We start from the raw sequence: 24,470 nt of genomic DNA on the forward strand, positions 1-24,470 counted from the left end.
CACGCTCGCATCACCGTGACGAGTTGGAGGTGCGACCCCGCACGATCCCGATGAACGTCTCGACGTCAGGGGTGGTGTGGTCGCGGCGCCAGACGAGGGCGACCGTCGACGTCGGGCCGTCGACGAGGAGTCGATGGCGGACATCCTTGCGGTGGTGCACGCGTGCGAGAGACATGGGCAGGATCACGATCCCGGTTCCGGCGGCAGCGGTCGGGATGGCTTCTGCGACGGTCAGCGGCGCGAACGTCGGGGCGAGGGCACCCGGGATGTCGATCGGACCCAGTGGATCGTCAGTGGGGACCATCACGATCTCACCTGCGAGGTCGGCGATGGTCAGTTCGTCGGCCGCGAGCAGGTGCGAATCGATCGAGGCGACCACGACCGGCACCTCGTCGTACAGCGTGATGACGTGCAGGGTCTCGTCGGTCAGCGGCAGGCGCACCAGCGCGGCGTCGAGGTCGTCGAGCGCCGCGCGCTGATCGGCGACCTCCACCGGCACGAGTTCGAGGGGCACGTGCGGCATCCGCTGCTTCCAGGCGTCGATCCACTTGCCTGGTGTGGCGCCTGGCACGACTCCGAGTCGGAACGTGCGCGGCTCCTCGGACTCGCGTTCCGGCGCATCGAACACCACCTTGGCGGTCTTCTTCGGCGGCTTGGGCGGCGGGAACCGCTGCGCCGGTGCCGCCCTGTTGCGTCGCACGGGCGAGCCTTTGCCGGCACGTCCTGCCGGTCGTCGTCCCTGAGTCGCCATGTGCTCCAGGGTACCCGGCGCACGCGGCGAGACGGTCTGGGATCGCGGCTGTGATCAGGCCGCGAGCCACAGCCCCTTCGGGTCGGTGGCGACCGTCAGGCCGGCGGCGACCGTCTCGTCGTCGCCGATGCGCGCGCCGCGGACGATGCGAGCACCTGCTCCGACTTCGGTGCGGACCCCGATGTGCGCGCCGTCTCCGACGGCAGCGCCCTGGCCGATGTGTGCGTGAGCGTCGACGTGCGCACCCTCGCCGATCACGGCATCCGGTTCGATCCACGCGCCGCGGGCGATGGTCGCCCCCGCGCCGATACGCGCGCCGGGTTCGATGTAGGCGCCCGCTTCAACATGCGCCTTCGGATGGACCTTCGCGCCATGCGCGACGAGACCGCGACCGTTGGCGTGCTTGCGATACCGCAGCGTCGCGCCCTGGTCGTTCTCGATGTCGACGTAGTTCTTGCCCACGATTCCTCCCCGTGTTCCGGAGTGCTCCGGATATATCAATAACCACGGGTGTGCCGGATTCATTCCCGAGCATGGATGCGGGTCATCGCTGACACACGGGACACCAGAAGGTGATGCGTTCACGGGTCGGATCCGCGCCCAGTTCGCCGCGCTGGATGAGCGTTCCGCAGCGACGGCATGGCTTGCCGGCACGGCCGTAGACCCACGTTCCCTGACCGGGCCGATCGACTCCGGTGAAGGTCCGGTGACGACGATCGCGATTCACTCGGATCGTGCGCACGCCGAGGTCGAGCAGTGCGGGCACGTCGACCTCCGGGGCGGGCGTGGTCGGCAGGATCCCGCGCAGGAACAGGAGTTCGGCGGCGTACTCGTTGCCGAACCCCGCGACGTTGCGCTGGTCGAGAAGGGCGACGTGGATGCTGCGGGAGTCGGCGCTCACGCGTCTGGCGGCCTCGACGGCGTCCCAGTCGGGGCCGAGGGGATCGGGCCCGAGGTATCCCACGAGCTCGTCCTCTTCGCGCGTCGGCACCACCTCGATCTCGGCCAGGTCGATGCCCACCGCCTCGCGCTGCGCAGTGCCGACGATCGCGCGCACCTTGAACGCCGGATGCCGCCACTTCTCGCCTGCGCGATAGACCAGCCAGGCCCCGTCCATGCGCAGATGGGAATGCAGTGTGCTGTCGCCGATGCGCAGCAGCAGGTGCTTGCCGCGAGCGATCGAGGAGAGGATCGGCTGACCCGTCAGATCGAGAGTCGCGAAGCGCGGGACGCGCAGGTCGAAGCGCGCCACCTCGGCGCCGACCAGGGCCTCGTCGAGACGTTTCGCCGTGCGGAAGACGGTATCGCCCTCGGGCATCAGACGCGCCCTGAACCGGCGGGCGGCGGAAGCGGCGCGGAGACGCTGCCCGGCGCGGGCGGTGCGGGCGGCGCGGGCGGCGCGGGCGGTGCGGGCTGCGCGGGCGGCGCGGGCTGCGCGGGCTGCGCGCGCTGTGCCGGCTGCAGGGCCGCGAGCGGAGGCGAGGTCTGCTGCGCCAGGGGCGTGCGCTCGAGCATGGTGCGGGCGAGAGTCGTGGCGCCTGCCACGGCGGCGGGCATGACGGCCACCGCACCCCCGGGGATCAGGAAGCAGAGTTGCGTCGCGACGCCGAAGCCGAGCACCCGCGCGCGATTGCCGCGGAACAGCACTGCACGGTCGGCGGGAGTGAGTTCGCGGGCGTCGAAGGCTCGCTGCGTGAGCTCGCGTGCGAGCATGCGGCCCGACAGCACGACGCCTCCGACCGCTGCGAGGACGCCGCCCACGAGAGGGACGAAGCCGAGCACCAGCACGAAGATCGCGATGAGGATGCCGAGGAGCACCAACCGCAGTCCCTCACCGACCGCCATCCAGAATCCGCCGCCGTCGGAAGGCGGCGCGTCGCCGAGGTCAGCCTCGACGGCCCGCCAGATGCGCTGGTAGAACGGGTCGCCGATGGCCAGGGCGAGGGCGCTGAACACGGCGCTGGCCAGGGCGAGCGCCGCGGCGAAGATCACGATGCCGACAGCGGCCCGGAAGATCGATCGCCACTCGGCGATCCAGCCGTCGGCGAAGGGTGTCACCGCGTCGGAGATCGGCCCGAGCGACAGCGCGAGCGGCACGAGACCGGCGAGAAGCACCAGCGCCGCGATGAGTCCTGGTACGAGTCCGAGGGCCATCAGGCCGGGGCGGCGTCGCCAGGTCCCGAAGCCGCGCAGCAGCGTGCGGATGCCGTAGACGAACTCCCCGATCATGCGTCCAGCCTAGAAGCAGCGGTCATGGCGGCGCTCAGATCACCTTGCGCAGCGTGTAGCCGCGGGGCGTGGCGACGAACCCCGCCTCTTGCAACGCGAGGGCGAGCTCGGTGCCGTAGACGCCTTCGCCGTTGACCTTCTCGACCGTGAGGGTGTCGAGGCGCCGGGCGCGCGCCGTCGCGGCGAGGTCGGATCCCGCGGCTCGCAGCACCTCGGAGTCGTCGGTGAAGCACAGCACCGTGCGTCCGCCGCGTTCGAGGTAGAGCACGAGTGAACCGTCGACGAGCACCACCAGGCCGCCGGCCTTGCGCCCAGGACGATGCGACACCTCGTCGCGCTTGGGCCACCCGAGCGCTGCGCCGTAGGGATTGGCGGGGTCGGTCGCGGCGAGCGTCACGGCCTTGCGCGGGGGCGGGTCGGCGAGCCCCGCGAACGTGCGCAGGCGGTCGACGGTGGCGGATGCCGCGAACTGCGCGGCACCCAGCCTCTCGATCACGTAACCGCGTCGGCAGTGCCCCGCCTCTTCGAATCCCGCGAGCACCCGGTATGTCTGGGCGAAGCCGCCCGGCACGCCCTCGGCCTGCACGGCGCCACGGGTGACCACGCCGTAGCGGTCGAGCAGCAGGCCCGCTGTGACGGTCGCCCGCCGAGCGGCATCCGTGTCGACCGAGGGGAGCAGCGACCAGCGTCCGCCGATCGATGAGGGGCGCGCCGCCGTGCGCGCGAGCGACATGCCCCGGTAGGTGCGGGTGCGCGGGGCGCGTCGCGTCACGCGGTGAGCCTGCGACCCCCCGGCCAGCAGCGACCGGATCGGGGCGAAGGTGTCGTTGGTCACGCGCCCCGCCCAGGTCAGCGACCACAGTGCCTCGAGCACGGACTGCTCGTTCTCGGCGCCGGCCATCTCTTTCAGCTGGGCGGCGAAGTACGCCCCGCCTGCCTCGAGTGCGGCGAGCACCCGGGCCTCGAGTGAATCGGCGGCGATCTCGTCGTCGGGTTCGGGGAGTGTGAAGGGCGCGAGATCGACAGGGTGCAGCGAGACCCACCCGTCTCGCCCGGGCAGCGTGCCGTGACCCGACCAGATGACCTCTCCCGCGGCCGTGAGCTCGTCGAGCAGGGCGGGGGAGTAGTCCCGCACTCGAGAGGGCAGCACGAGCGACTCCCAGGCGCTCGCGGGAATGGGCACCCCGGCGAACTGCTCGATCACGGCGAGCACGCCGTCGAGTCCCTCGACCGGACGACCGAGGTGCTGCCAGTCGGGCAGGAAGCGCGCATACGCCTCGGGCGACACCGGTTCGACGCTGCCTCGGATCGCGGCGAGCGACCGCATCCGCAGTCGGCGCAGCACCTCGGTGTCGCACCACTCGGTCTCGTTGCCCGTTCCGGAGGCCTCGGGCAGGAAGTAGCCGCTGGTCAGTCGACCCGAGTGCTCCAGCCTCTGCAGCGTGTGTCGCGCGACCGCGGCGCCGAGGCCGAAGCGCGTCGCGATGGCATCCGTCGTGAAGGGGCCGTGCGTGCGGGCGTACCGTGCGACGAGATCGCCGAGCGGATCGGCGAGGGGTTCGAGGAACGCGACGGGGATGCCGGTGGGCAGCGCCGCGCCGAGCGCATCGCGCAGGCGGCCGGCGTCTTCGATCGCGGCGACGCGCGTGGTTCCGGCGACGGTGACCGGGATCGCGCGGCGCGCGTCGATCAGCGCGGCGAGGTGGTCGGAGGCCGAACCGGTCTCGGGGTCGAGTCGCGCGTCGATCTCGACCGCATCCATCGGACCCAGCATCCGCAGCAGGTCGGCGACGCCCTCGAGACCTCGCGCACGGCGCTCGGGATCGAGGCGCTGCGCCTCGCGCTCGAACTGCGCGATGACGTCGGGGTCGAGCAGCTCGCGGAGCTCGACCGTGCCGAGCAGCTCGCCGAGCAGCGCCGGGTCGACCGAGAGGGCGGCCGCCCGACGCTCGGCCAGCGGCGAATCGCCCTCGTACATGAATGCGCCGACGTAGCCGAAGAGCAGGTCGCGCGCGAACGGCGACGGCTGAGACGGCTGGGTCTCGACGAGTCTGATGCGTCGGTCGGCGATCGACACCGCGAGCGTGCGCAGCGACGGCAGGTCGTAGACGTCCTGCAGCACCTCGCGCAGGGTCTCCAGGATCACCGGGAATGTCGGATGCCGGCGGGCGACTTCGAGCAGCTGCGCCGAGCGCTGTCGCTGCTGCCACAGCGGAGTGCGCTTGTTCGGGTTCATCCGCGGCATCAGCAGGGCGCGGGCGGCGCACTCGCGGAAGCGGGAGGCGAACAGCGCGGATCCGCCGACCTCCTGCGTGACCAGCTGCTCGAGCTCGTCGGGGTCGAACACGAAGAGCTCGGCGCCGGGAGGCTCGGCCTCGGCATCCGGAATGCGCACGATGATGCCGTCGTCGCTCGCGACCGCCGAGCCCTCGACTCCGAGGCGCTCGCGGATCCGGGCGTTGATCGCCAGAGCCCACGGCGCATGGACCTTCATGCCGTAGGGGGAGTGAAGGATGACCCGCCAGTCGCCGACCTCGTCGCGCCCGCGCTCGACCGTGAGGGTGCGGTCGGTCGGCAGGGTGCCCGTCGCCTCGCGCTGCTCGGTGAGGTGCGCCATCAGGTTCATCCTGGCCTGCTCGTCGAGACCGGCGTCGATCAGGCGCTGAGCGGCCTTCTCGGGAGTGGCCGCCGACACCTCGCGGGAGAACCTGCCGAGCGCCTCGCCGAGTTCGAACGGGCGGCCGATTCCGTCGCCGTGCCAGAACGGCACCTTGCCCGGCTGGCCGTATGCGGGAATCACGTTGACGCGGTCATGCGTGATCTCGGCGATGCGCCAGCTCGTCGTGCCGAGCGTGAACACATCGCCGACGCGTGACTCGTAGACCATCTCCTCATCGAGCTCGCCGACGCGGGCACCGGTCGACTCGCCGGCGACGAAGACGCCGAAGAGTCCGCGGTCGGGGATCGTGCCGCCGCTGGTGACGGCGATGCGCTGGGCGCCGGGACGCCCGGTCAGCGTGCCGGCGTCTCGGTCCCACACCAGGCGAGGGCGCAGCTCGGCGAACTCGTCGGAGGGGTAGCGTCCGGCGAGCAGGTCGAGCGTCGCCTCGTAGGCCGACCGCGGCAGGGACTGGAACGGCGCCGAGCGACGCACAATCTCGAACCACTCCTCGACGCTGATCTCGCCGAGGGCGCTCGCCGCGACCGTCTGCTGCGCGAGGATGTCGAGCGGGTTGCGCGGCACCTGGATCGCCTCGATCTTGCCGGCCAGCATCCGCTCGGTGACGATCGCGGTGTGCAGTACGTCGCCCCGGTGCTTGGGGAACAGCGCCGCACGGCTGATCTCGCCGACCTGGTGGCCGGCGCGACCGACTCGCTGCAGCCCGGAGGCTGCCGAGGGCGGCGCCTCGACCTGGATCACCAGGTCGACCGCGCCCATGTCGATGCCGAGCTCGAGGCTGCTCGTCGCGACGACGCAGCGAAGGACGCCGGACTTCAGCTCCTCCTCGACCTGTGCCCGCTGCTCTTTCGAGACCGAGCCGTGGTGTGCCTTGGCGAGCACGGGGTCGGCGCCGGCTGTCGCACCCGCCTGCGCCATCATGGCCGCGGGCACCGACGCCTCGGGCAGGGCGACGCCGATGCGCTCGGAGTAGATCTCGTTCAGTCGCCCGGTGAGCCGCTCGGCCAGCCTTCGCGAGTTCGAGAACACGATGGTCGACTTGTTCTGCAGGATGCGGTCGACGATCGCCTCCTCCACGTGCGGCCAGACGGAGCCGGTGACCTCGGTGTATTCCGCATCGGCGGCATCGCCGGCATCCTTCGGCGCCCCGGGAGGCGGCGGCGGATTGGTCATGTCGTCCATCGGGACGACCACGCCCAGCTCGAACGTCTTCGATGCGGGCGGGGCGACGATCTCGACGGGGGCGGCGCCGCCGAGGAACCGTGCGACCTCGTCGATAGGGCGCACGGTCGCCGACAGTCCGATGCGCTGGGCCGGCTCGTCATGGCCATGAGTGCGGCGCAGCGCGTCGAGACGCTCGAGGCTCACCGCGAGGTGTGCTCCGCGTTTGGTCGCGGCGACCGCGTGCACCTCGTCGATGATCACCGTGTGCACGTCGCGCAGAGTCTCGCCGGCGCGGCTGGTGAGCATGAGGTAGAGCGACTCGGGGGTGGTGATGAGGATGTCCGGAGGATCGGAGACCAGCTTGCGGCGGTCGCTCGACGTCGTGTCGCCCGAGCGCACGCCGACGGTCACGGAGGGGGCCTCGACGCCGAGGCGCCTGGCCGACTGCCCGATGCCGATGAGCGGGGAGCGCAGGTTGCGCTCGACATCGACGCCGAGAGCCTTCAGCGGCGAGATGTAGAGGATGCGCGTGCGCGAGCCGTCTCTGGCCCTGGCGGGCTGCTCGGTGCGCTCGCGGAACACGCTGTCGATCGCCCAGAGGAAGGCCGAGAGGGTCTTGCCCGACCCGGTTGGAGCCACCACGAGCGCGTGCTTGCCGGCTGAGATGGCATTCCACGCACCTGCCTGCGCAGGAGTGGGTTCGGGAAACGCACCCCTGAACCAGTCTTGCGTGGCAGGAGTGAAGCGGTCGAGCACGTCACCCATCAGTCCATCATCACCCGTGCCACCGACATCGGGGCGGCCGTTGTCCCCAGAGACGACCATGCGGTAGGCGTGATCCGAGGTGGCGCCCGCCCGCCGGCGGGCGCCACCTCGTCAGAGCGCCTCGTGCAGCGCGCCCTCGGCGTCGATCTCGAGCGTGAGCCCCAGGTCGAGACGGGCGAGGAACGCGTCGTCGTGACTCACGACCAGCACCGCCCCGCGGTAGGCCCGCAGCGCCTCGACGAGCTGGTCGACGGTGTCGATGTCGAGGTTGTTCGTGGGCTCGTCGAGCACCACGAGGTGCGGTGCGGGATCCGAGAGCAGCAGCCTGGCCAGCGCCACCCTGAATCGTTCGCCGCCAGACAGGGCGGCGACAGGGCGCTCGGCCGTGGCTCCTCGGATGAGGAACCTGGCGAGACGGTTGCGCAGCTCCTTCTCGGGCACCTGCGACGCGGCGTCCGCGATGTTCTCGAACACAGACCGGTTCTCGTCGAGCCCGTCGATCCGCTGCGGCAGGTAGCCGATGCGGTCGGTGAGCGCCGTCGCCGTCAGCGCCGGCCGTTCCGTATTCAGCAGGGATTCCTCCGGCTGGGCGGTAGAGCCGTCATCCGGACCGACCGTCGGCATCGGTGACTCGCCGACGCCGCCGCCGACCCCGGCTCCGGCCACCAACCGCTCGAGCAGCGTCGTCTTTCCGGCGCCGTTGCGCCCGATCAGGGCGACGCGGTCGGGGCCCTGGACGATCCACGACCGCTCGCCGTCGCCGATCATGGCGATGCGCCGCGAGCGCGACACCTGGGGGTCGGGAAGCTCGATCTTCATCGACGCATCCGAGCGCAGACGGCGCCCCGCCTCATCGAGCGCGGTGCGAGCGGCATCCTCCTTCGCGCCGACCTCGGTGCGCAGCTTTCCCGCTGACACCTCCGCGGCCATCTTGCGACCGTGCGCGATGATCTTCGGCACGCGCTTCTCGATCTCCGCCTTCTTCGCCGTGCGCGACCGGTGCGCGAGCTTGACCTCGGCCTCGATGCGCTGACGCTTCTCCTTGCGGAACTCCTGCTTCGCCGTGACCTCTGCCTGCCTGGCGGCCTCCTGCTCGGCATCCAGCCAGGCTCGCCATTCGGAGTACGGGCCCCCGAACACGCTCAGCGTCTGGGCGTAGAGCTCGGCGGTGTCGTCCATCAGCTCGAGCAGCGAGAGATCGTGGCTGACCACGATGAGCGTGCCCGTCCACGATCTGACCATGGCCGCCAGCTTCGCGCGGGCGTCCCGATCGAGATTGTTGGTCGGCTCATCGAACAGGGTGATCGGTGCACGCCGCAGACGGATGCCGGCGATCGCGACCAGCACCGCCTCACCGCCCGACAACTCGCCGACACGTCGGTCGAGGAACTCGGGGGCGAGGCCCGCCTCGGCCAGGGACTGCTCGGCTCGTGCCTCGATGTCCCACTCGTCGCCGACCGCGTCGAAGTGCGCCTGGTCGACATCGCCCGCGCTGATCGCTCGGACGGCATCGAGGGCTTCGGCGACTCCGAGCAGCTCGGACACCCGGCGGTCGACGTCGAGCGTGAGCTGCTGCGGCAGGTACGCGACCTCGCCAGTCGTGGTGAGGGATCCGGTCGTGGGACTCAGCTCGCCCGCCATGAGGCGGAGCAGTGTCGACTTGCCGGCGCCGTTGCGGCCGACCAGCCCGGTGCGACCGGAGCCGAACGATCCCGAGACCGAGTCGAGCGCGGTGGTGCCGTCCGGCCAGGTGAAGGTGAGTCGGTCGAGGGTGACCGACGCGTGGAGGGTGGGTACTGACATGGTGTCTCCTGACGAGTGCGAGGGTGCACTGACACCGGTCGCCCGAGGGCCCGTCTGAGCGGGGCGCTGTCGGAGGACAGCGGGCGTGGTCTGCCGTGGAGTCGGCGATCGTCGGGTCAGCGCGCGGAAAGGTGAGCGCGGAGGCGACGGATCAGATCAAAGGACTTCCAGACACGGCGGACAGGACTCCACGACGATACCCGGGCGTGTCGGACTTTCGCAACCCCGGGCGTGTCGCACTTGCGGACAGGCTCGATCAGGCCTTGGCGGCCCGCTCCAGCCATTTCGTGAGGAAGACGTGCACATCGCGGAGCTCTTCCTCCGAGATGCTGTGCGTGAGTCCGGTGTAGACCCGCCCTGACAGCTCGGAGTGCGAGGGCAGCCACTCTGCGGTGTGGGCGACCAGCGCCTCGGGGATCACCTGGTCGTTCGTGCCTCGGCCCCAGAAGACGTGCGGTCGCGACTCGGTCAGCGCTTCGTCACCCGGAAGCTCGCCGGCCGCGGCGTAGCCGCTGAGCGCCACCACGGTGTCGATGCTCTGCGGGGCGAGGCGCATGGCCTGGAGCGCGACGGCGGCGCCCTGCGAGAAGCCGAGGAGAGCCACCGCAGGAGCATCCTCCCGAGCATCGTCGAGCCAGCGCAGGAATGCCTCTGCCGCCAGCGTCACCGACGCGGCGCTGCGGCCGTCGAGGCCCTCGATGGCATACCAGGAGCGCCCCGGCATCGGCCACGGGGGTGCGAGCGGGGCGGCGACGGATGCCACGGCGATGCCCTCGGGCAGATACGGCACCAAGCCGAACAGGTCGTGCTCGTCGGCGCCGTATCCGTGCAGCAGCACCAGCAGCGGCATCCCCGCGCGGTCTTCGGTCGACCAGCGCGTGAGGAGCCCGTCGATCATCAGTTCTTCGCTCACCCGTCCATCCTGCCAGCGCCCTCTGACACGCGCAGGCGCTGATCGTCGGATCGTATGCCGGTCGTGGCCGCAAGTCGATGTTCAGGCGAGGATGCGGCTGGTAGAAAGGAGACATGTCCGTCCGCACACCTGATCCCGATCCCGAGCCCGACGACGGCCTCGAGGGTTTCGGCTCCGCACAGCCTTCGCGCGACTCCAATCCGGGGTGGTTGAGCGAATACGAGCTCGCAGAGGCGAGACGCCACCTGCCGATGCTCTACGTCGAGGCGATCCCGGTGCGCACCGACGGTTCAGGCCAGGTGACCGAGATCGGCATCCTGCTGCGGTCGACCCCCATGGGCGAGATGACGCGCACGATCGTCTCGGGTCGAGTCCGGTTCGGCGAGACGATCCGCGATGCGCTGTTCCGCCACGTCGAGAACGACCTGGGCCCGATGGCGTTCCCGCTGCTTCCGCCCCAGCCACTGCCGTTCACGGTCGCCGAGTACTTCCCGATCCCGGGGGTCAGCGCCTACCACGATGACCGTCAGCACGCCGTCTCGCTCGCGTTCGTGGTGCCGGTCACCGGCACGTGCGAGCCGCGACAGGACGCGCTCGAGGTCACGTGGTTCTCGCCGGAGGCGGCGGCGTCGGACACGGTCGCCGCCGAGATGGAGGGTGGGCGCGGCACGCTGATCCGTCTGGCGCTCGCCAATCTCGGTCTGCTCCGCTAGCGGCGCAGTCACCGCATACGCGAGAGACCCACCGTCACGACTTCTGATGGTGGGTCTCTCTCGTAGGCCGCGGGCGCCGCGACCGAATTGTCAGCGCGTGGTGAGGCGCGCGAGCTCTGCGACGAACTCGTCGACGTCGGACTCCTCGGTGTCGAAGCCGCACATCCAGCGGACCTCGTTGCGCACGGCATCCCAGTCGTAGAAGCGGAACTTCTCGCGCAGCCGGTCGGCGATGCCGTCGGGAAGGGTCGCGAAGACGCCGTTCGACTGGGTCGGCTGCGTGAACGACACTCCGGTGATCTCGCCGGCGGCGATGCCGGCCTCGATCGCGCCGCGCAGGCGCTGGGCCATGGCGTTCGCGTGCTGGGCGTTGCGCAGCCACAGGTCGCCCTCGAGCAGCGCGATGAGCTGCGCCGAGACGAACCGCATCTTCGACGAGAGCTGCATGTTGAACTTGCGGGAGTACTGCAGACCCGTCGACGCCTCGGGGTTCAGCACCACGATGGCCTCGCCGAGCATGGCTCCGTTCTTCGTGCCGCCGAAGCTGAGCACGTCGACACCGGCGTCGCGGGTGAAGGCGCGCAACGGCACGTCGAGGGCCGCGGCCGCGTTCGAGATGCGTGCGCCGTCGAGGTGCAGCATCATGCCGCGTTCGTGCGCGTGGTCGGCGAGCGCGCGGATCTCGTCGACGGAGTACAGGGTGCCGAGCTCGGTCGACTGCGTGATCGAGACCACGAGCGGCTGTGCGCGGTGCTCGTCGCCCCAGCCCCAGGCCTCGCGGTCGACGAGCTCGGGCGTGAGCTTGCCGTCGTCCGTCGGCACGGCGAGGATCTTGAACCCGCCGATCCGCTCGGGGGCACCGCCTTCGTCGACGTTGATGTGAGCGGTGGACGCCGCGATGACGGCGCCCCAGCGGGGCAGCATCGACTGCAGGCCGGTGACGTTCGCGCCGGTGCCGTTGAACACCGGGAAGGCCTCGACGCCCTCTCCGAAGTGCGCGCGGAAGACCTCCTGCAAACGCGCCGTGTAGGCGTCCTCGCCGTATGCGACCTGGTGGCCGCCGTTCGCCGCTGCGATGGCCGCGAGGACCTCGGGGTGGACGCCGGAATAGTTGTCGCTGGCGAAGCCCCGGACGGCGGGGTCATGCTGAATACTCACCGCACAAGCCTATTGCCGGATGCCGGCCGCAGACGCCGCGCTGCGGAACCGCTCTACCGAATGTCCGAGGCCCCGCCTACCCTCTAATCATGGAGCGCACCGCAGCGAAGACGGCCTTCGCGAACGTCCTCGTCAACACGCTCATCGCGAACGTGACGACGAGCTTCCTGTGGTTCGCGCTGACGTTCTGGGTGTACATCGAGACGCAGTCGGTGCTCGCGACCGGCATCATCGGCGGCGCCTACATGCTGTTCGTCGCCTTCTTCGCGATGATCTTCGGCACGATCGTCGATCGCAACCGCAAGCACACGGTGATGCTGCTCTCGAGCGTCATCTCGGCGGTCGCGTTCCTGATTGCGGGGGTGCTCTACGTCTGGCAGCCCGAGTCGGCGCTGCTCGACCTCGGCGGCCCGTGGTTCTGGCTGTTCTCGGCGATCATCCTGTTCGGCGGGGTCATCGAGCAGCTGCGCAACATCGCGCTCTCGACCACGGTCACGCTGCTGGTGCCCGAAGACCGGCGGGCCAACGCCAACGGCCTCGTCGGCACGGTGCAGGGGCTGGCCTTCCTCGTGACGAGCGTGTTCTCGGGGCTCTCGATCGGCTTCCTCGGCATGGGGTGGACTCTGGCGATCGCGATCGGCGCGATGGTGCTGACGTTCGTGCACCTGCTCTTCATCCGCATCCCCGAGGGGGCACCGCACCCCGACCCCGACGCCAAGAGCGCACTCGACTTCCGCGGCAGCGTGGCGGCCATCAGGCTGGCGCCCGGGCTGTTCGCGCTGATCATCTTCTCGACCTTCAACAACCTCATCGGCGGCGTGTACATGGCGCTGATGGACCCCTACGGTCTCACCCTCTTCGACGCCCAGATGTGGGGGTTCGCTCTCGCGTTCGCGTCGACCGGGTTCCTGATCGGCGGCGGGCTCGTGGCGAAGTTCGGCCTCGGCGCGAAGCCGATGCGCACGCTGCTGCTGGTCGTGATCGCGATGGGCATCCTCGGCTCGCTCTTCATGCTGCGCGAGTGGTGGCCGCTCTATGTGATCGGCATGTGGATCTACATGGCTCTCGTGCCTCCCGTCGAGGCGGCGGAGCAGACGATCATCCAGAAGGTGGTCCGCTACGACCGGCAGGGGCGCGTGTTCGGCGTCGCCGCCGCGATGGAGGCCGCAGCCGCCCCCATCACGGCGTTCCTGATCGCGCCGATCGCCGAGTTCCTGATCATCCCGTACATGAAGACCTCCGAGGGGCAGCAGCAGTGGGAGTGGCTGCTCGGCACGGGGGATGCTCGGGGCATAGCGCTGATCTGCCTGTTCGCGGGCATCATCATGGTGGTGGCTGCCACACTCGCGTTCTTCACGAAGTCGTATCGCAAGCTCACCGAGCTCTATGCGAACGCCCCGGAGCAGGATCCGAACGGCGAGGATGCTGTGGAGGACGGCGATGCCAGCGACGCTGCAGGGGCAGACGCGGTCGCGAATCGCAGCGTCGACGACCGCATCGCAGATTCCCCGCCGCCGCTGCGGGGGCTGCCGCCCGAAGTGCCCGACGCGCGTCGCTAGCCGCGGTCGACCGGGTCAGTCGAGCGTGAGGATCTGGTCGTTGAGATCGGCGGCGTCGCCGTCCCACAGGGCCAGCACACGCGGTGCGAGTGACTCGGGGTCGAGCGCCTTCGCCCGGAACACGACGGATGCCGCGCGCAGCGGCTCCCCGGCATCCCCGGCCGCCTTGGCGAAGCCCTGAGCCACGGCGCGTGTCCACGCCTCGCTCGCCGCCTTGACGGCCGCGTAGTTCGCACCGCCCGCCAGAGGGCGCCCCACGGCGGTGGACGAGACGATCGCGAAACGTCCGGCATCCGACGCACGCAGTGCACCGTCGAACGCCCGGCTGGTCGCGCGCACCGCATCGAGCGCCGGCAGGAGGGCGCGGAAGTCGTCATCGGACTGCCCGGCGAGCCCGCCGCCGCCGCGCCAGCCGCCGACCAGCGGGATCACCGCGTCAACCGTGTCGAGCCGTGAGGCCAGCTCCGTCATCGCCTCCAGTGAGGTCGCGTCAGCCACCTCGACCTGGGCTCCGATCGACCGCAGCGATTGCAGCCGCTCGGCGGAGCGACCGGTGGCGATCACCCGCGCCCCGGCGTCGACGAGTGCCCGAGCGAGCGCGAGTCCCGAAGGGCTGGTGGCTCCGGCGAGGAGGACGGTTCTGTCGGTGACGCTCATGTGCTCAACTCTCGTGAAGAAACAGTTCTGCGGCCACCCCGGGCAGGAATGGCCGCAGATGCTGCGTCCGATCGCCCCCGCGACCGGACCCCAGAAATGCGCGAGTCAGTCGTCGGTGCCCCGGATGCCGACGGTCGACTCGATGACCGGCTTCATCTTCTTGTCGAGGGCTTCGAAGAACATGGAGAGGGGGAACTCGTCGTCCAGCACCGCGTCGGTGAAACCCTTCGGGGCGCCGGCGAGGATCTCGTCCGGAAGACCGCGGGCCCAACGCGAGGCGGGGTTCGGGGTGAGCACGGAACGGACGAGATCGTAGGCGGCCAGCCAGTGAGCCGTCTTCGGGCGATCGATCGAGCGCCAGTAGAGCTCGTCGATCGCATCGCCGAGGGCGACGACCGCATCGGGCACGGCAGCCCAGTCGAACGCGAGGGCGGTGTCGGTCCAGTGCAGCACGCCGCGCTGGTGCAGCCAGGCGAACAGCAGCTGTCCACCGAGACCGTCGTAGTTGCGCACACGCGATCCCGTGATCGCGAAGCGGAAGATCCGGTCGAAGATCACGGCGTACTGCACGAGGTCCGCGTGGTCGAGCATCTCGTGCTCGGAGTCGGAGAGGCTCTCGCCGGCCTCGGCACGCGCACGCAGGGACCGCTCGATGTTCACCGACTCGCGGAACGCGGTCAGGTCGCACCGCAGCTCTTCGAGCGAGTAGAGGAAGAACGGCATCCGCTGCTTGATCATGAACGGGTCGAACGGCAGGTCGCCGCGCATGTGGGTGCGGTCGTGGATGATGTCCCACATCACGAACGCGCGCTCGGTCAGCGCCTGGTCGTCGAGCATCGCGGCGGCGCGCTCGGGAAGCTCGAGCTTGGTGATCTCGGCAGCCGCGCGGGTGACCCGACGGTAGCGGGCGGCCTCACGGTCCTGGAAGATCGCGCCCCACGTGAACGAGGGGATCTCGCGCATCGCGACGGTCTCGGGGAACAGCACGGCCGAGTTCGTGTCGTACCCGGGCGTGAAGTCGACGAGCCGCAGCGAGACGAACAGCTTGTTGCCGTAGTCGCCGGCCTCGAGGGCCGCGATGAACTCGGGCCAGATGGTCTCGACGATGAGCGCCTCGACGAGGCGATCGCTCGAGCCGTTCTGTGTGTACATCGGGAAGACGACCAGATGACGGATGCCGTCGACCCGGTGCTGCTGAGGCTGGAAAGCCATGAGCGAATCCAAGAAGTCCGGCACGCCGAATCCTTCGGAGACCCAGCGGTCGAAATCGACGATCGACGCGGCGAGGTACTCGGCGTCGTGCGGGAAGGCCGGGGCGAGGGCGCGGATGCCGGCGGTGACCGCCCCGACGAGATCGCGGGCTGCGGCGTGGTGCGCAGCATCCGGGATCGAGCCGTCCTTGATCTGCATCTCGCGGATCGCGATCGCCGCGTCCTTGAGCTGCGCCCACGCCGCGGAGGATTCCGCGGTCGATGCGTCTTCGACGACCTCGGGTTCGCCGACGATGGCCTGTGCAGCGGAGCTGTTGGCGGAAATGATGGACATCGGGACCTCCGATCGGAGACTTTCACGGAAAGATTCCGGCATATACGGAATCCTGACGATAATATTACATCCATGGATGACTCCGTCGACCGCGCGATCCTGGCCGAGATCTCACGAGACGGGCGTGCGACGCTGTCTCAGCTCTCCGACGCCGTCGGGCTCTCCGTCTCGGCCGTCCAGTCGCGACTCCGCCGCCTGGAGACCAGAGGCGTCATCACCGGCTACCGTGCGATCCTCGACCCCGAGCTGGTCGGCACCCCTCTCTCGGCGTTCATCGAGATCACCCCTCTCGACCCGGCCCAGCCCGACAACGCCCCCGAGCTTCTCGAGCACCTCGACGCGATCGAGGCGTGCCATTCGATCGCCGGCGACGCCAGCTACATGCTGTTCGTGCGGGTCGCATCGCCGCGTGCGCTGGAAGAGCTCGTGCGCGACATCCGCCTCGCGGCGAACGTCAGCACCCGCACGACGGTCGTGCTGCAGACCTACTACGAGCACCGGCCGATCATCTCGGTCGCCCCCGACGCCTGATCCCGGTTTCGAACACCTGATCGCACTCTGGAAGAACGGCGTCGCACCGGCCATACTGTGACAGATCTCTCGTCGCAGAGGATCCCACGCCAGCGCTGACTCCCAGGAGCATCCATGTCCTTCCAGGCATACCTCGACAAGGTCGAGACCCAGACCGGCCTCACGCCTCGCCAGTTCATCGCACTCGCCAAGGAGCAGGGGTTCGACGAGTCGACCAAGTCGACCGTGGTCCTCAACTGGCTCAAGCAGGACTACGGCCTCGGCCACGGCCATGCGCAGGCGATGGTGCACGTGATCCTCAAGGGCCCGAAGATCAGCGACAAGCACGTCGGCAAGGGCGGAGCGCACGGTGACGCGTCCGACACCCTCTGGCTCGACGGCAAAGACAGCAACCCGAACCCCTGACCTGCGTCTCCCGGCACACGACAGAAGAGAGAGAATCATGGCCGTCCGCGTCGATCTCAACGTCTCCCTCGACGGATTCGCGACCACCACCGACCAGACACCGGAGAACCCCTTCGGCGACGACTGGCCGCGTCTGGTCGCTGCCTACGCCGCGACGCGGACGTTCCGCAGCCGCGTGCTCGGTGACGACTCAGGAGCAGGCACGACCGGAGTCGACGAGAAGTACGCCCACGCCTACTTCGAGGGGATCGGCGCCGAGATCATGGGCGCCGGGATGTTCGGCCTGCACCAGTTCCCGGACGATCCGCAGTGGCGCGGCTGGTGGGGCGATGAACCGCCGTTCGAGGTGCCGGTCTTCGTTCTCACCCATACTGCGCGCGACTCGATCGAGTTCGTGAACGGCACCGTCTTCCACTTCGTCGCCGGGAGCCCGGAAGAGGTGCTGCCGCGTGCTCTGGACGCCGCGAACGGGGGCGATGTGCGCATCGGCGGCGGTATCGACGTGGTGCGGCAGTTCCTCGGGGCGGGACTGGTCGATCGGGTGCACCTCGCGGTGAACCCTCTCGTGCTCGGCCGGGGCGAGCGCATCTGGGACGGTCTGCGCGGGATCGAGAACGGCTACGACGTCGAGTCCGAGGTCGCCGAGTCGGGAGTCACGCATCTGACCTTCCACCGGGGCTGAGCCCGCGGCATCGTCCGCGCGTCGTCCATCGGCGGCCCCAGTAGGATTCCCTGCGTGGCAGCATCCTCGAAGCGCAAGAAGAACCAGACCCGTGTGAGCGGCAATCCCGCGAAGCGGGCGAGCGGCAACCCCGCGAGCCAGGCCGTCATCGACGCCGGGCCCGTGACGTTGGGCGACTGGATCGGCGCCGCCCGTCTGCGCACGCTGCCGCTCGCCGTCGCCCCGGTCGTCATCGGCACAGGCGCCGCACGCAGCACCGGTCCGGAGTTCCACTGGGTGATCGCCCTGGCGTGCCTCGCGGTCGCCGTGCTGCTGCAGATCGGCGTCAACTTCGCGAACGACTACAGCGACGGCATCCGCGGCACGGACGCCGTGCGTGTGGGGCCGGCTCGACTGACGGCATCCGGTCGGGTGAAGCCGCGCACCGTGCTCGTCGCGGCTCTCGTGTTCTTCGCGCTCGCCGCGGCGGTCGGCGTCGCGATCGTCATCCGCACCGAGCAGTGGTGGATGCTGGCGATCGGTGCGGCCTGCATCATCGCCGCCTGGTTCTACACCGGCGGCAAGCGACCCTATGGATACAACGCGCTCGGCGAGGTGTTCGTCTTCATCTTCTTCGGACTCGTCGCGACCCTCGGCACCACGTGGGTGCAGGTCTTCGAGCTGCCGCAGCAGGCGTGGCTCGGAGCGATCGCCGCCGGTCTCTTCGCCTGTGCTGTGCTGCTCGCCAACAACCTGCGCGACATCGACCAGGATCGCGTGGTCGGCAAGCGCACCCTGACGGTGCTGATCGGCAAGCGGGCGACCCAGGTGCTGTTCACTCTGTTCGTGATCGTGCCCTTCGGCATCCTCGTGCTGATCGCGCTGCTGTACCCGATCGCGTGGATCGGTCTGCTCGCGCTGCTCGCCGGACTCCCTGCCATCCTCATCGTCTGGACCTACCGCCAGGCGAAGGAGCTGGTCACGGCACTGGCCCTGACATCGCTGACCGCACTCCTCTACGCCGGCGCGTTCTTCTGGGCGCTCGCCGGCTGATCGTCGTGGGGGATATCGGCGAAAAGGTCGGCGACTGGTTCGTCGACACGACCGGCATCGGCGAGTGGTTCAACTGATGACGGATGCCGAGAGCTAGGCATGCCGAAGGGATCTCGGCGGATCGACGGCTTCGTCGTGCAGGCGCGTCGCCAGGAGCGGGCGGAGCCTCCCACGCAGGCACCAACATGGACAGTTGTCGCGCTCGGCGCTCTGCTGCTCGTGGGTCTGGCCTTCGTCGTGGCGTCCGGGCAACCGGCGCTCTACGCGTTCGTCGCCGCCATGGTGGGTGCGGGTGTGCTGGAGCGTGTGCTCGACGGGCGCGCGCCGTCGTGGGGTGAGGGCCATGTGGTCGCGGATATCGAATCCGATGGTGTGACGTTCCGCACCTACCGCGGTGCGGTCGCACTCGCGATCCTCTTCTTCGTCGCGCTCGCCACAGCGTCGATCCTCTTCGTCGTGGTGTGGATCACGCCCGGTCTAGACCTGGCGATGTTCTTCGGCGCCTTCGCGCTCGTTCTCGCCGCCGGACTCGTGCATGCAGTGCGGCTCGTCGTGCAGAGCGTCCGATCCGTCGCCATTCGGTTGAACGCCGATGGCGTCACGGCCGTTCGCGTTCTCGGGGCGAGCGAAACCGTGAGTTGGAGTTCGCTCCTCGCAGCTTTCCCGGGGGGACGAGTGATCGTGCTCACGACGTCGGAGAACGTCGTGCGGTGGCCGACGGACCGCCTGCGCGCCGACCCCGTCGCCGTCGCAACCATCATCGATCGGTGCGCGGCGCTCGACCGACACGATCGCCAGTCGATCGTCGCCGTCATCGAGGAGCTGTGAGTCGCGCCCGCCGATCGATGACCGGGCGCGACGAGAGAGCTGTTCTCGGTCTCAGCCGCGCGGCGTCGACTCGGTGCTTCCGGAGTCGTGGCGCCTGGGACCGTCGATCGCCTCATCCTCGGCATCCGCATCGTCCTGCTCGGCGGAGCTGCGGCCTCCGCGACGCTCGACGATCCGCGCTGAGGCATCGGTGAGAGGTCGGCGCAGGAACAGCATCGAGATGCTCATGCCGATGAGGGCGGCGAAGATCGCGGCGAGCCACCAGTACTCGCGGAAGATCGGGAAGAAGAACCACATGATCGCCAGCGGCACGAGGAAGGCCAGCAGACGCAGCACGGTGTAGACGAGGAAAGGTGCACGGTTCTTCACCCGCACAGTCTACGTTCGCGAGCTGAGGGGTCTGCTGTCAGCCGTCCAGGCCGAGCGACTGGAAGGGGATGCCGCGTACGACGCGCTTCCACGGGTGCTCGCCGAGCGACCACAGCAGCTTCGCGTCGAGGTCGAGAGCGAGATCCTCGCAGCCGACGGGCAGGGGCACCCGATCGCGCACCAGGGCGTCCCGGCTGCCGGTCCACAGCGCGCCGGGGCGCATGCCGTCGGACTGCGAGACGAAGTGCCGGTCGCCCCAGCGTGCCGCTCCCTGCATCTGCGTGATGCCGGGGGTGAAGCGGCTCTCTTCGCGGAAGTCATCGTCATCGGCGTCGGGCACCGTGAACTCCGCGATCCGCCCCGCGTCGTCTTTCGTGTACTCGCCGATGAGCACTCGCCGCAGTGGCGTGCCGTCGTCGTCGAACACGCGACCCAGATATGAGCACCGCAGCTCGATCGGGTGCACGCGGGTGCGCACCGCGACGAGTGCGGAGGCGCGCAGGCCTCGACCGCTCGCACCGGCGATGCGTCGCGCCTCGGCGCCCCGCACCCGGCGGATGTCGGCGAGATCGAACTCCCAGATGCCGCGACCGGTCGCCGCGACGAACAGCCGATCGTCGAACCACGCGAGGCCGCCGGCGTGGATCGGGGCGGGCTGCAGCTCTCCGCCCTCGTCGATGGCGAGCAGCACGTCGAGATGGCGAGAGCGCTCGAGGTCGACGAACGCGACGCGGGACGCCAGGTGGTGACCGTCGAGCCGCTGACGGAACCAGCTGACAGCGAGTGTGCGGCGCCCGTGCCACAGACCGAGATCGACGCCCTGCGGATACCAGCGGCGCGTCCAGGTGCGAGCGCTCAGCCACCGCAGGTCGACCGTGGCGCGGCGCTTCTGGCGCACCGGGCGCCAGGTGGTTCCGAACGGCCAGAGCATGCACCCATCGTCGCCGATCGTCGGGCCAGGTGCGAATCCGGCAGAGGGCACCGGTGGGTCGGCCGATATCGCGTCACCGTGCGTTCACCCGCCGGCCCCCGACCGGCAAGGAGCGCCTGCGAGCATTCCGAGACCGTCGACCCGGGGGAGTTCTGTGCGCACACCGCTCGTCACCGTCATCCTGCCCGCGAAAGACGCAGGCGCCTACATCGGTACGACGCTCGAGACGCTGACACGGCAGTTCGACGACCCTGCCTCGCTCAAGCTCGTGGCGATCGACGACGGCTCGCGCGATGACACCGGCACGCTCATGAGGCGATACGCCGAGCGGTTCCCGCACGCCGAGGTCATCGTCAACCCTCGGCCGAAAGGGCTCGCGAGTGCCCGCAACCAGGGGCTCGAGCATGTCGAGGGCGACGCCTTCTGCTTCCTCGACGGAGACGACTGGATGCAGCCCCAGCGACTCTCGGTGCTGGCCCGGCGGCTGAACGAGCTGGGCTGCGACTTCCTCCGCACCGACCACGTCACGGTGAAGACCGGCGTGCGCACCCTCGTGCCGGCGCCGTACCCGTGGCGGGAGACCGTCGGTTCGCCCCGTGAGGCGATCCTGCCCGACGACGAGCCGACCATGGTCGACTACCCGTTCGCGTGGGCCGGGATCATGCACCGACGCCTGATCGACCAAGGGCTCGCGGGTTTCACACCGGGCCTCTTCACCGCCGAGGATCGGCCGTGGATCTGGCGGCTGCACCTGCAGGCCCGCTCGTTCGCGGTGGTCGACGCCCCGGCCCTGCTCTACCGCCGCGGGGTGTCGACATCGCTCACCCAGGTGCGCGACCGGCGACAGCTCGACTTCGTGCGCGCGATGGGCGAGGTGCTCGACATCGTCGAGGCGGATGCCGAGTCTGACCGGTTCCTGCCGAAGGCGGTGTGGAGCGTGATGGCGCTCTCGTCGCGCCACCTCGTGCGGTCGAGGAGGATGACCCCGTCGCTGCGCGGCGAGATGCGTGCCGGCCTGCGCGCATTGCTCGGTCGTCTGCCTGAACGAGAGGCATCGGCGGTGCTGTCGCGTCTCGACGGACCCCGGCGCCGCGTGCTGGCGCCGCTGCTGCGCACGGTCGGGATCGCCGCATGACGCAGCTCTTCGCGGTGCACAGCGCCTACGGGCTGGCCACCGCAGCCGCAGCGCTCGACGGCGGATTGCTCGGCGACCACGGTGAGCGCATCCTCGTTCCGTTCGTGTCGTCGCGAGTGCCCGAGACATCGGTGAGCATCGCCGCCGACCCCGCACTGGCGAGCCTCCGCGACAGGTTCGACCGCATCGAAGATCTCGACGCGATGCTCGGCCCCCTGCATCCGAGCTCGTGGAAGCCCCATGCTTCGGACCTGCCGCTGCTGCGCCGCCTGCTGCTCCGGGCGTGGAACATCGACCCCGGCGACCTCGAACTGCTCGTGCAGAGCCCGCAGATCGCCCCGGCGCGCACCCTGATGCTGCTCTTCCCGCACGCGCGACTCACGATCATCGGCGACGGGCTGATGACGTACTCGCCGATGCGGGTGCGGATGCCGCACACGGTGACTGCTCGGATCGGTCGCGTCGTGCACGCCGACGTGGTGCCGGGACTGACACCGCTGGTGGGTGCGCCCACCGCGACGCCGGTGCCGGTCTCACCCGACCTGTTCCGCGCGGTGCTCTGCGAGACCGCCGCGGCGGTCGACGACACGGCAGAGCTCGACAGCGCTCTCGATGGGGAGTCGACCGTGCTCGTGCTCGGGCAGTACCTCTCGGCTCTCGGACTGGTCAGCGAGGGCGAGGAGATCGCGCTGCAGAAGGAGATGATCGACCGCGCGGCGAGCCGGCGACCGCAGCACATCGTCTTCAAACCGCACCCCGCCGCCCCGCCTCGACTGAGCGACGCTCTGCGCGACCGGGCACGGGTGCACGGCATCGACTTCCGCGAGTACCGCGGCGCGCTCGCCGCAGAGATGCTGGCCGAACGCATCGACGCGACAGCCGTCATCGCCGGGTTCTCGACCGCCCTGCCGACCGTGCAGGCGCTGTTCGGCCGCGAGATCGATGCGGTCGGGGCAGACACCGTGCTGGCGCGGCTGACTCCGTATGAGAACAGCAACCGAGTGCCGGCGACGATCGTCGATGCGCTCACCCGCGCAGACTCCCCGTATCGCGACCCCGAGCGCATGCAGCTGCTGATCGACGCGGTCGGCTATGCCATGCAGCCCGTCGTCGCCGGGCACCTCCGCGGTCGGGCCGAGCAGCTGCTCAGCGGCATCCGTCCCTCTGATCGAGATCGGTACTTCGCCCCCGAGAGGCTGGCCGAGCTGCGCCTCCCGGGAGCCCCGCGCGAGACGGCCGTGCGTCGAGCGCTGCGCCCGGTCGGCGGCATCGGCCGGGTCGAACAGGCGAGGCTCACAGTGCTCGCAGCGCGGCGCAGACTCGCCCGCGCATGGCGGGTGCTCAGAGGGCGATGAGCAGGATGACAGCGATGACGGGCGACGACGGCGAGGGGACGAGCGACATGAGCGCGGAACAGCAGACGGCAGCAGCGGGCAGGGTCGTCGCGATCATCCCGGCGCGAGGCGGGTCTAAGGGCGTGCCGCGCAAGAACCTGCGACGCGTCGGCGGGGTGCCGCTCATCGAACGGGCCGTGCGCACCGCGTCGGAGACCGACGGCATCGACCTCGTCGTCGTCTCGACCGATGACGATGAGATCGCCGCGGTGAGCGAGGCAGCCGGGGCGAGAGTCGTGCGGCGACCGGCGGACATCTCCGGCGACACGGCCTCGTCGGAGTCCGCGATCCTGCATGCGCTCGACGTGCTCGAAGGCGAGGGGGAGCCGGCCGAGGTGATCGCGTTCCTGCAGGCGACCTCGCCGTTCATCGCCCAGGACGCCCTGTCGAGTGCGGTGCGCGAGGTGCGCGAGCGCAGGGCAGACAGCGTGTTCGCCGCCCACGAGACCTATGGATTCCTGTGGTCGCGCGGCCGCCGAGGAGAATCGAGCGGCGAAGGGCGAGCGGATGCCGGCGAGGCCGTCGCACTCAACCACGATGCCGCGCATCGCCCGCGGCGTCAGGATCGCGAGCCGCACTTCCGCGAGACGGGGGCGTTCTACGTGTTCCGCGCCGACGGCTTCCGCGAGGCGAGGCATCGCTTCTTCGGCCGCATCCGCATCGCCGAGGTGCCCGAGTGGACGGCGATCGAAATCGACGACGAACAGCAGCTGCGCATCGCCCGCGCGCTCGCCGCCCTCCACGAGAGCCCTGAGCGGGTGCCGGTGCGAGCGATCGTCACCGATTTCGATGGGGTGCACACCGACGACACCGCGACCGTCGACGCCGACGGCGTCGAACGCGTGCGGGTGAGCCGCGAGGACGGCATGGGGGTGTCGTTGCTGCGGCGCGCCGGCATCCCGATGCTCATCCTCTCGACCGAGGTCAACGCCGTCGTGCGCGCTCGGGCAGAGAAACTCCGCGTGCCGGTGCTGCACGGCATCGACGACAAGGAGTCGGCGCTGCGGGGGTGGGCGGAGGAGGTCGGCATCCCGCTCGCCGACATCGCGTACCTCGGCAACGACGTCAACGATCTCCCGGCCCTGCGCATCGTCGGCTGGCCGGTCGCGGTGGCCGACGCGCATCCCCTCGTGCTGGAGGCGGCCCGTGTCGTGCTGAGCCGCGCCGGCGGACATGGTGCCGTCCGCGAGCTGATCGAACGGGTGTTGCCCGCCTGACCGGTGCCG

General features: G+C 69.8%; 22 protein-coding genes. 10 read left to right on the top strand and 12 right to left on the bottom strand.

The genetic code is table 11. The features are described 5' to 3' along the window. Positions 1-10 precede the first annotated feature (10 nt). From OB895_RS15520 to OB895_RS15550, 7 genes are all read right to left on the bottom strand, one after another. A complete protein-coding gene (locus tag OB895_RS15520; RefSeq protein ID WP_042540123.1) occupies positions 11-751 on the bottom strand; it encodes a LysR family transcriptional regulator substrate-binding protein in 741 nt (246 codons plus the stop codon). A 54-nt stretch (positions 752-805) separates the two neighbouring features. Next, positions 806-1,213: a DapH/DapD/GlmU-related protein gene (locus OB895_RS15525; protein WP_042540126.1), complete on the bottom strand. Its 408-nt coding sequence runs from the start codon at positions 1,211-1,213 to the stop codon at positions 806-808. An 82-nt stretch (positions 1,214-1,295) separates the two neighbouring features. Beyond that, on the bottom strand, positions 1,296-2,069 hold the full coding sequence (locus OB895_RS15530; RefSeq protein ID WP_079113441.1) for a DNA-formamidopyrimidine glycosylase family protein: 774 nt from the start codon (positions 2,067-2,069) through the stop codon (positions 1,296-1,298). After that, on the bottom strand, positions 2,069-2,980 hold the full coding sequence (locus OB895_RS15535) for an EI24 domain-containing protein (RefSeq protein WP_079113440.1): 912 nt from the start codon (positions 2,978-2,980) through the stop codon (positions 2,069-2,071). Before OB895_RS15535 ends, OB895_RS15530 begins: the two co-directional genes overlap by 1 nt. Before the next feature lie 34 nt (positions 2,981-3,014). Next, positions 3,015-7,589, bottom strand: a complete 4,575-nt coding sequence (locus OB895_RS15540) for an ATP-dependent helicase (protein WP_079114042.1) — start codon at positions 7,587-7,589, stop codon at positions 3,015-3,017. Positions 7,590-7,700: 111 nt separating this feature from the next. After that, on the bottom strand, positions 7,701-9,392 hold the full coding sequence (locus tag OB895_RS15545; RefSeq protein WP_311878076.1) for an ABC-F family ATP-binding cassette domain-containing protein: 1,692 nt from the start codon (positions 9,390-9,392) through the stop codon (positions 7,701-7,703). A gap of 256 nt (positions 9,393-9,648) precedes the next feature. Further along, a complete protein-coding gene (locus OB895_RS15550) occupies positions 9,649-10,305 on the bottom strand; it encodes an alpha/beta hydrolase (RefSeq protein WP_309691065.1) in 657 nt (218 codons plus the stop codon). 113 nt (positions 10,306-10,418) lie between these two features. On the opposite strand from OB895_RS15550, the gene OB895_RS15555 reads away from it, so the two are divergent. After that, positions 10,419-11,018, top strand: coding sequence for an NUDIX hydrolase family protein (locus OB895_RS15555; protein ID WP_042538622.1), 600 nt, complete (start codon positions 10,419-10,421; stop codon positions 11,016-11,018). A gap of 90 nt (positions 11,019-11,108) precedes the next feature. Here the strand turns inward: OB895_RS15555 and OB895_RS15560 are convergent, their stop codons facing one another. Continuing rightward, positions 11,109-12,176: a threonine aldolase family protein gene (locus OB895_RS15560; protein ID WP_311878080.1), complete on the bottom strand. Its 1,068-nt coding sequence runs from the start codon at positions 12,174-12,176 to the stop codon at positions 11,109-11,111. An 89-nt stretch (positions 12,177-12,265) separates the two neighbouring features. Here OB895_RS15560 and OB895_RS15565 point away from each other — a divergent pair, with 89 nt between their 5' ends. Beyond that, positions 12,266-13,735 (top strand): MFS transporter, encoded by a 1,470-nt coding sequence (locus OB895_RS15565; protein ID WP_311878082.1) that lies wholly within the window; start codon positions 12,266-12,268, stop codon positions 13,733-13,735. A 15-nt stretch (positions 13,736-13,750) separates the two neighbouring features. Here OB895_RS15565 and OB895_RS15570 read toward each other — a convergent pair whose 3' ends face one another. Continuing rightward, positions 13,751-14,392 (bottom strand): SDR family NAD(P)-dependent oxidoreductase, encoded by a 642-nt coding sequence (locus OB895_RS15570; RefSeq protein WP_311878083.1) that lies wholly within the window; start codon positions 14,390-14,392, stop codon positions 13,751-13,753. A gap of 105 nt (positions 14,393-14,497) precedes the next feature. Then, entirely contained in the window at positions 14,498-15,937 is a 1,440-nt protein-coding gene (locus OB895_RS15575; RefSeq protein ID WP_309691050.1) for a DUF6421 family protein, read from the bottom strand. Between the two features lie 72 nt (positions 15,938-16,009). On the opposite strand from OB895_RS15575, the gene OB895_RS15580 reads away from it, so the two are divergent. The 5 genes from OB895_RS15580 to OB895_RS15600 all read left to right on the top strand — a co-directional run bounded on the left by OB895_RS15580 (position 16,010) and on the right by OB895_RS15600 (position 19,415). Then, a complete protein-coding gene (locus tag OB895_RS15580) occupies positions 16,010-16,468 on the top strand; it encodes an Lrp/AsnC family transcriptional regulator (protein WP_079113436.1) in 459 nt (152 codons plus the stop codon). A gap of 114 nt (positions 16,469-16,582) precedes the next feature. Beyond that, a complete protein-coding gene (locus tag OB895_RS15585; protein ID WP_042538633.1) occupies positions 16,583-16,873 on the top strand; it encodes a DUF4287 domain-containing protein in 291 nt (96 codons plus the stop codon). A gap of 34 nt (positions 16,874-16,907) precedes the next feature. Further along, complete coding sequence (locus OB895_RS15590; RefSeq protein ID WP_311879932.1) at positions 16,908-17,555, top strand: dihydrofolate reductase family protein; 648 nt, start codon at positions 16,908-16,910, stop codon at positions 17,553-17,555. 54 nt (positions 17,556-17,609) lie between these two features. Further along, positions 17,610-18,587: a 1,4-dihydroxy-2-naphthoate polyprenyltransferase gene (locus tag OB895_RS15595; RefSeq protein ID WP_042538638.1), complete on the top strand. Its 978-nt coding sequence runs from the start codon at positions 17,610-17,612 to the stop codon at positions 18,585-18,587. A gap of 99 nt (positions 18,588-18,686) precedes the next feature. Then, positions 18,687-19,415, top strand: a complete 729-nt coding sequence (locus OB895_RS15600) for a hypothetical protein (protein WP_311878086.1) — start codon at positions 18,687-18,689, stop codon at positions 19,413-19,415. A gap of 51 nt (positions 19,416-19,466) precedes the next feature. On the opposite strand, the gene OB895_RS15605 is transcribed toward OB895_RS15600, so the two are convergent. Beyond that, positions 19,467-19,784 (bottom strand): DUF4229 domain-containing protein, encoded by a 318-nt coding sequence (locus tag OB895_RS15605; protein WP_153302242.1) that lies wholly within the window; start codon positions 19,782-19,784, stop codon positions 19,467-19,469. 37 nt (positions 19,785-19,821) lie between these two features. Next, a complete protein-coding gene (locus OB895_RS15610; RefSeq protein WP_042538640.1) occupies positions 19,822-20,715 on the bottom strand; it encodes a hypothetical protein in 894 nt (297 codons plus the stop codon). A 154-nt stretch (positions 20,716-20,869) separates the two neighbouring features. Here OB895_RS15610 and OB895_RS15615 point away from each other — a divergent pair, with 154 nt between their 5' ends. Genes OB895_RS15615 through OB895_RS15625 form a run of 3 tightly spaced genes read left to right on the top strand, consistent with a single transcriptional unit; the run spans position 20,870 to position 24,461 of the window. Then, positions 20,870-21,850, top strand: coding sequence for a glycosyltransferase family 2 protein (locus OB895_RS15615; RefSeq protein ID WP_311878088.1), 981 nt, complete (start codon positions 20,870-20,872; stop codon positions 21,848-21,850). Then, on the top strand, positions 21,847-23,205 hold the full coding sequence (locus OB895_RS15620) for a polysialyltransferase family glycosyltransferase (RefSeq protein ID WP_042538644.1): 1,359 nt from the start codon (positions 21,847-21,849) through the stop codon (positions 23,203-23,205). The genes OB895_RS15615 and OB895_RS15620 overlap by 4 nt, the downstream gene beginning before the upstream one ends. 14 nt (positions 23,206-23,219) lie before the next feature. Next, complete coding sequence (locus tag OB895_RS15625; RefSeq protein WP_376708816.1) at positions 23,220-24,461, top strand: cytidylyltransferase domain-containing protein; 1,242 nt, start codon at positions 23,220-23,222, stop codon at positions 24,459-24,461. The last annotated feature ends 9 nt before the right edge of the window (positions 24,462-24,470 follow it).

The sequence above is a fragment of the Microbacterium forte genome, from assembly GCF_031885415.1.
Taxonomy (GTDB): domain Bacteria; phylum Actinomycetota; class Actinomycetes; order Actinomycetales; family Microbacteriaceae; genus Microbacterium; species Microbacterium forte.

What these genes read in the sequence shown, in the direction of transcription:
- OB895_RS15585 (WP_042538633.1), top strand. Translation starts at nt 16,583, where the DNA reads ATGTCCTTCCAGGCATACCTCGACAAGGTCGAGACCCAGACCGGCCTC.
- OB895_RS15600 (WP_311878086.1), top strand. Translation starts at nt 18,687, where the DNA reads ATGCCGAAGGGATCTCGGCGGATCGACGGCTTCGTCGTGCAGGCGCGT.
- OB895_RS15620 (WP_042538644.1), top strand. Translation starts at nt 21,847, where the DNA reads ATGACGCAGCTCTTCGCGGTGCACAGCGCCTACGGGCTGGCCACCGCA.
- OB895_RS15625 (WP_376708816.1), top strand. Translation starts at nt 23,220, where the DNA reads ATGACGGGCGACGACGGCGAGGGGACGAGCGACATGAGCGCGGAACAG.
- OB895_RS15570 (WP_311878083.1), bottom strand. Translation starts at nt 14,392, where the DNA reads ATGAGCGTCACCGACAGAACCGTCCTCCTCGCCGGAGCCACCAGCCCT.
- OB895_RS15580 (WP_079113436.1), top strand. Translation starts at nt 16,010, where the DNA reads ATGGATGACTCCGTCGACCGCGCGATCCTGGCCGAGATCTCACGAGAC.
- OB895_RS15520 (WP_042540123.1), bottom strand. Translation starts at nt 751, where the DNA reads ATGGCGACTCAGGGACGACGACCGGCAGGACGTGCCGGCAAAGGCTCG.
- OB895_RS15535 (WP_079113440.1), bottom strand. Translation starts at nt 2,980, where the DNA reads ATGATCGGGGAGTTCGTCTACGGCATCCGCACGCTGCTGCGCGGCTTC.
- OB895_RS15575 (WP_309691050.1), bottom strand. Translation starts at nt 15,937, where the DNA reads ATGTCCATCATTTCCGCCAACAGCTCCGCTGCACAGGCCATCGTCGGC.
- OB895_RS15565 (WP_311878082.1), top strand. Translation starts at nt 12,266, where the DNA reads ATGGAGCGCACCGCAGCGAAGACGGCCTTCGCGAACGTCCTCGTCAAC.
- OB895_RS15610 (WP_042538640.1), bottom strand. Translation starts at nt 20,715, where the DNA reads ATGCTCTGGCCGTTCGGAACCACCTGGCGCCCGGTGCGCCAGAAGCGC.
- OB895_RS15545 (WP_311878076.1), bottom strand. Translation starts at nt 9,392, where the DNA reads ATGTCAGTACCCACCCTCCACGCGTCGGTCACCCTCGACCGACTCACC.
- OB895_RS15540 (WP_079114042.1), bottom strand. Translation starts at nt 7,589, where the DNA reads ATGGGTGACGTGCTCGACCGCTTCACTCCTGCCACGCAAGACTGGTTC.
- OB895_RS15555 (WP_042538622.1), top strand. Translation starts at nt 10,419, where the DNA reads ATGTCCGTCCGCACACCTGATCCCGATCCCGAGCCCGACGACGGCCTC.
- OB895_RS15530 (WP_079113441.1), bottom strand. Translation starts at nt 2,069, where the DNA reads ATGCCCGAGGGCGATACCGTCTTCCGCACGGCGAAACGTCTCGACGAG.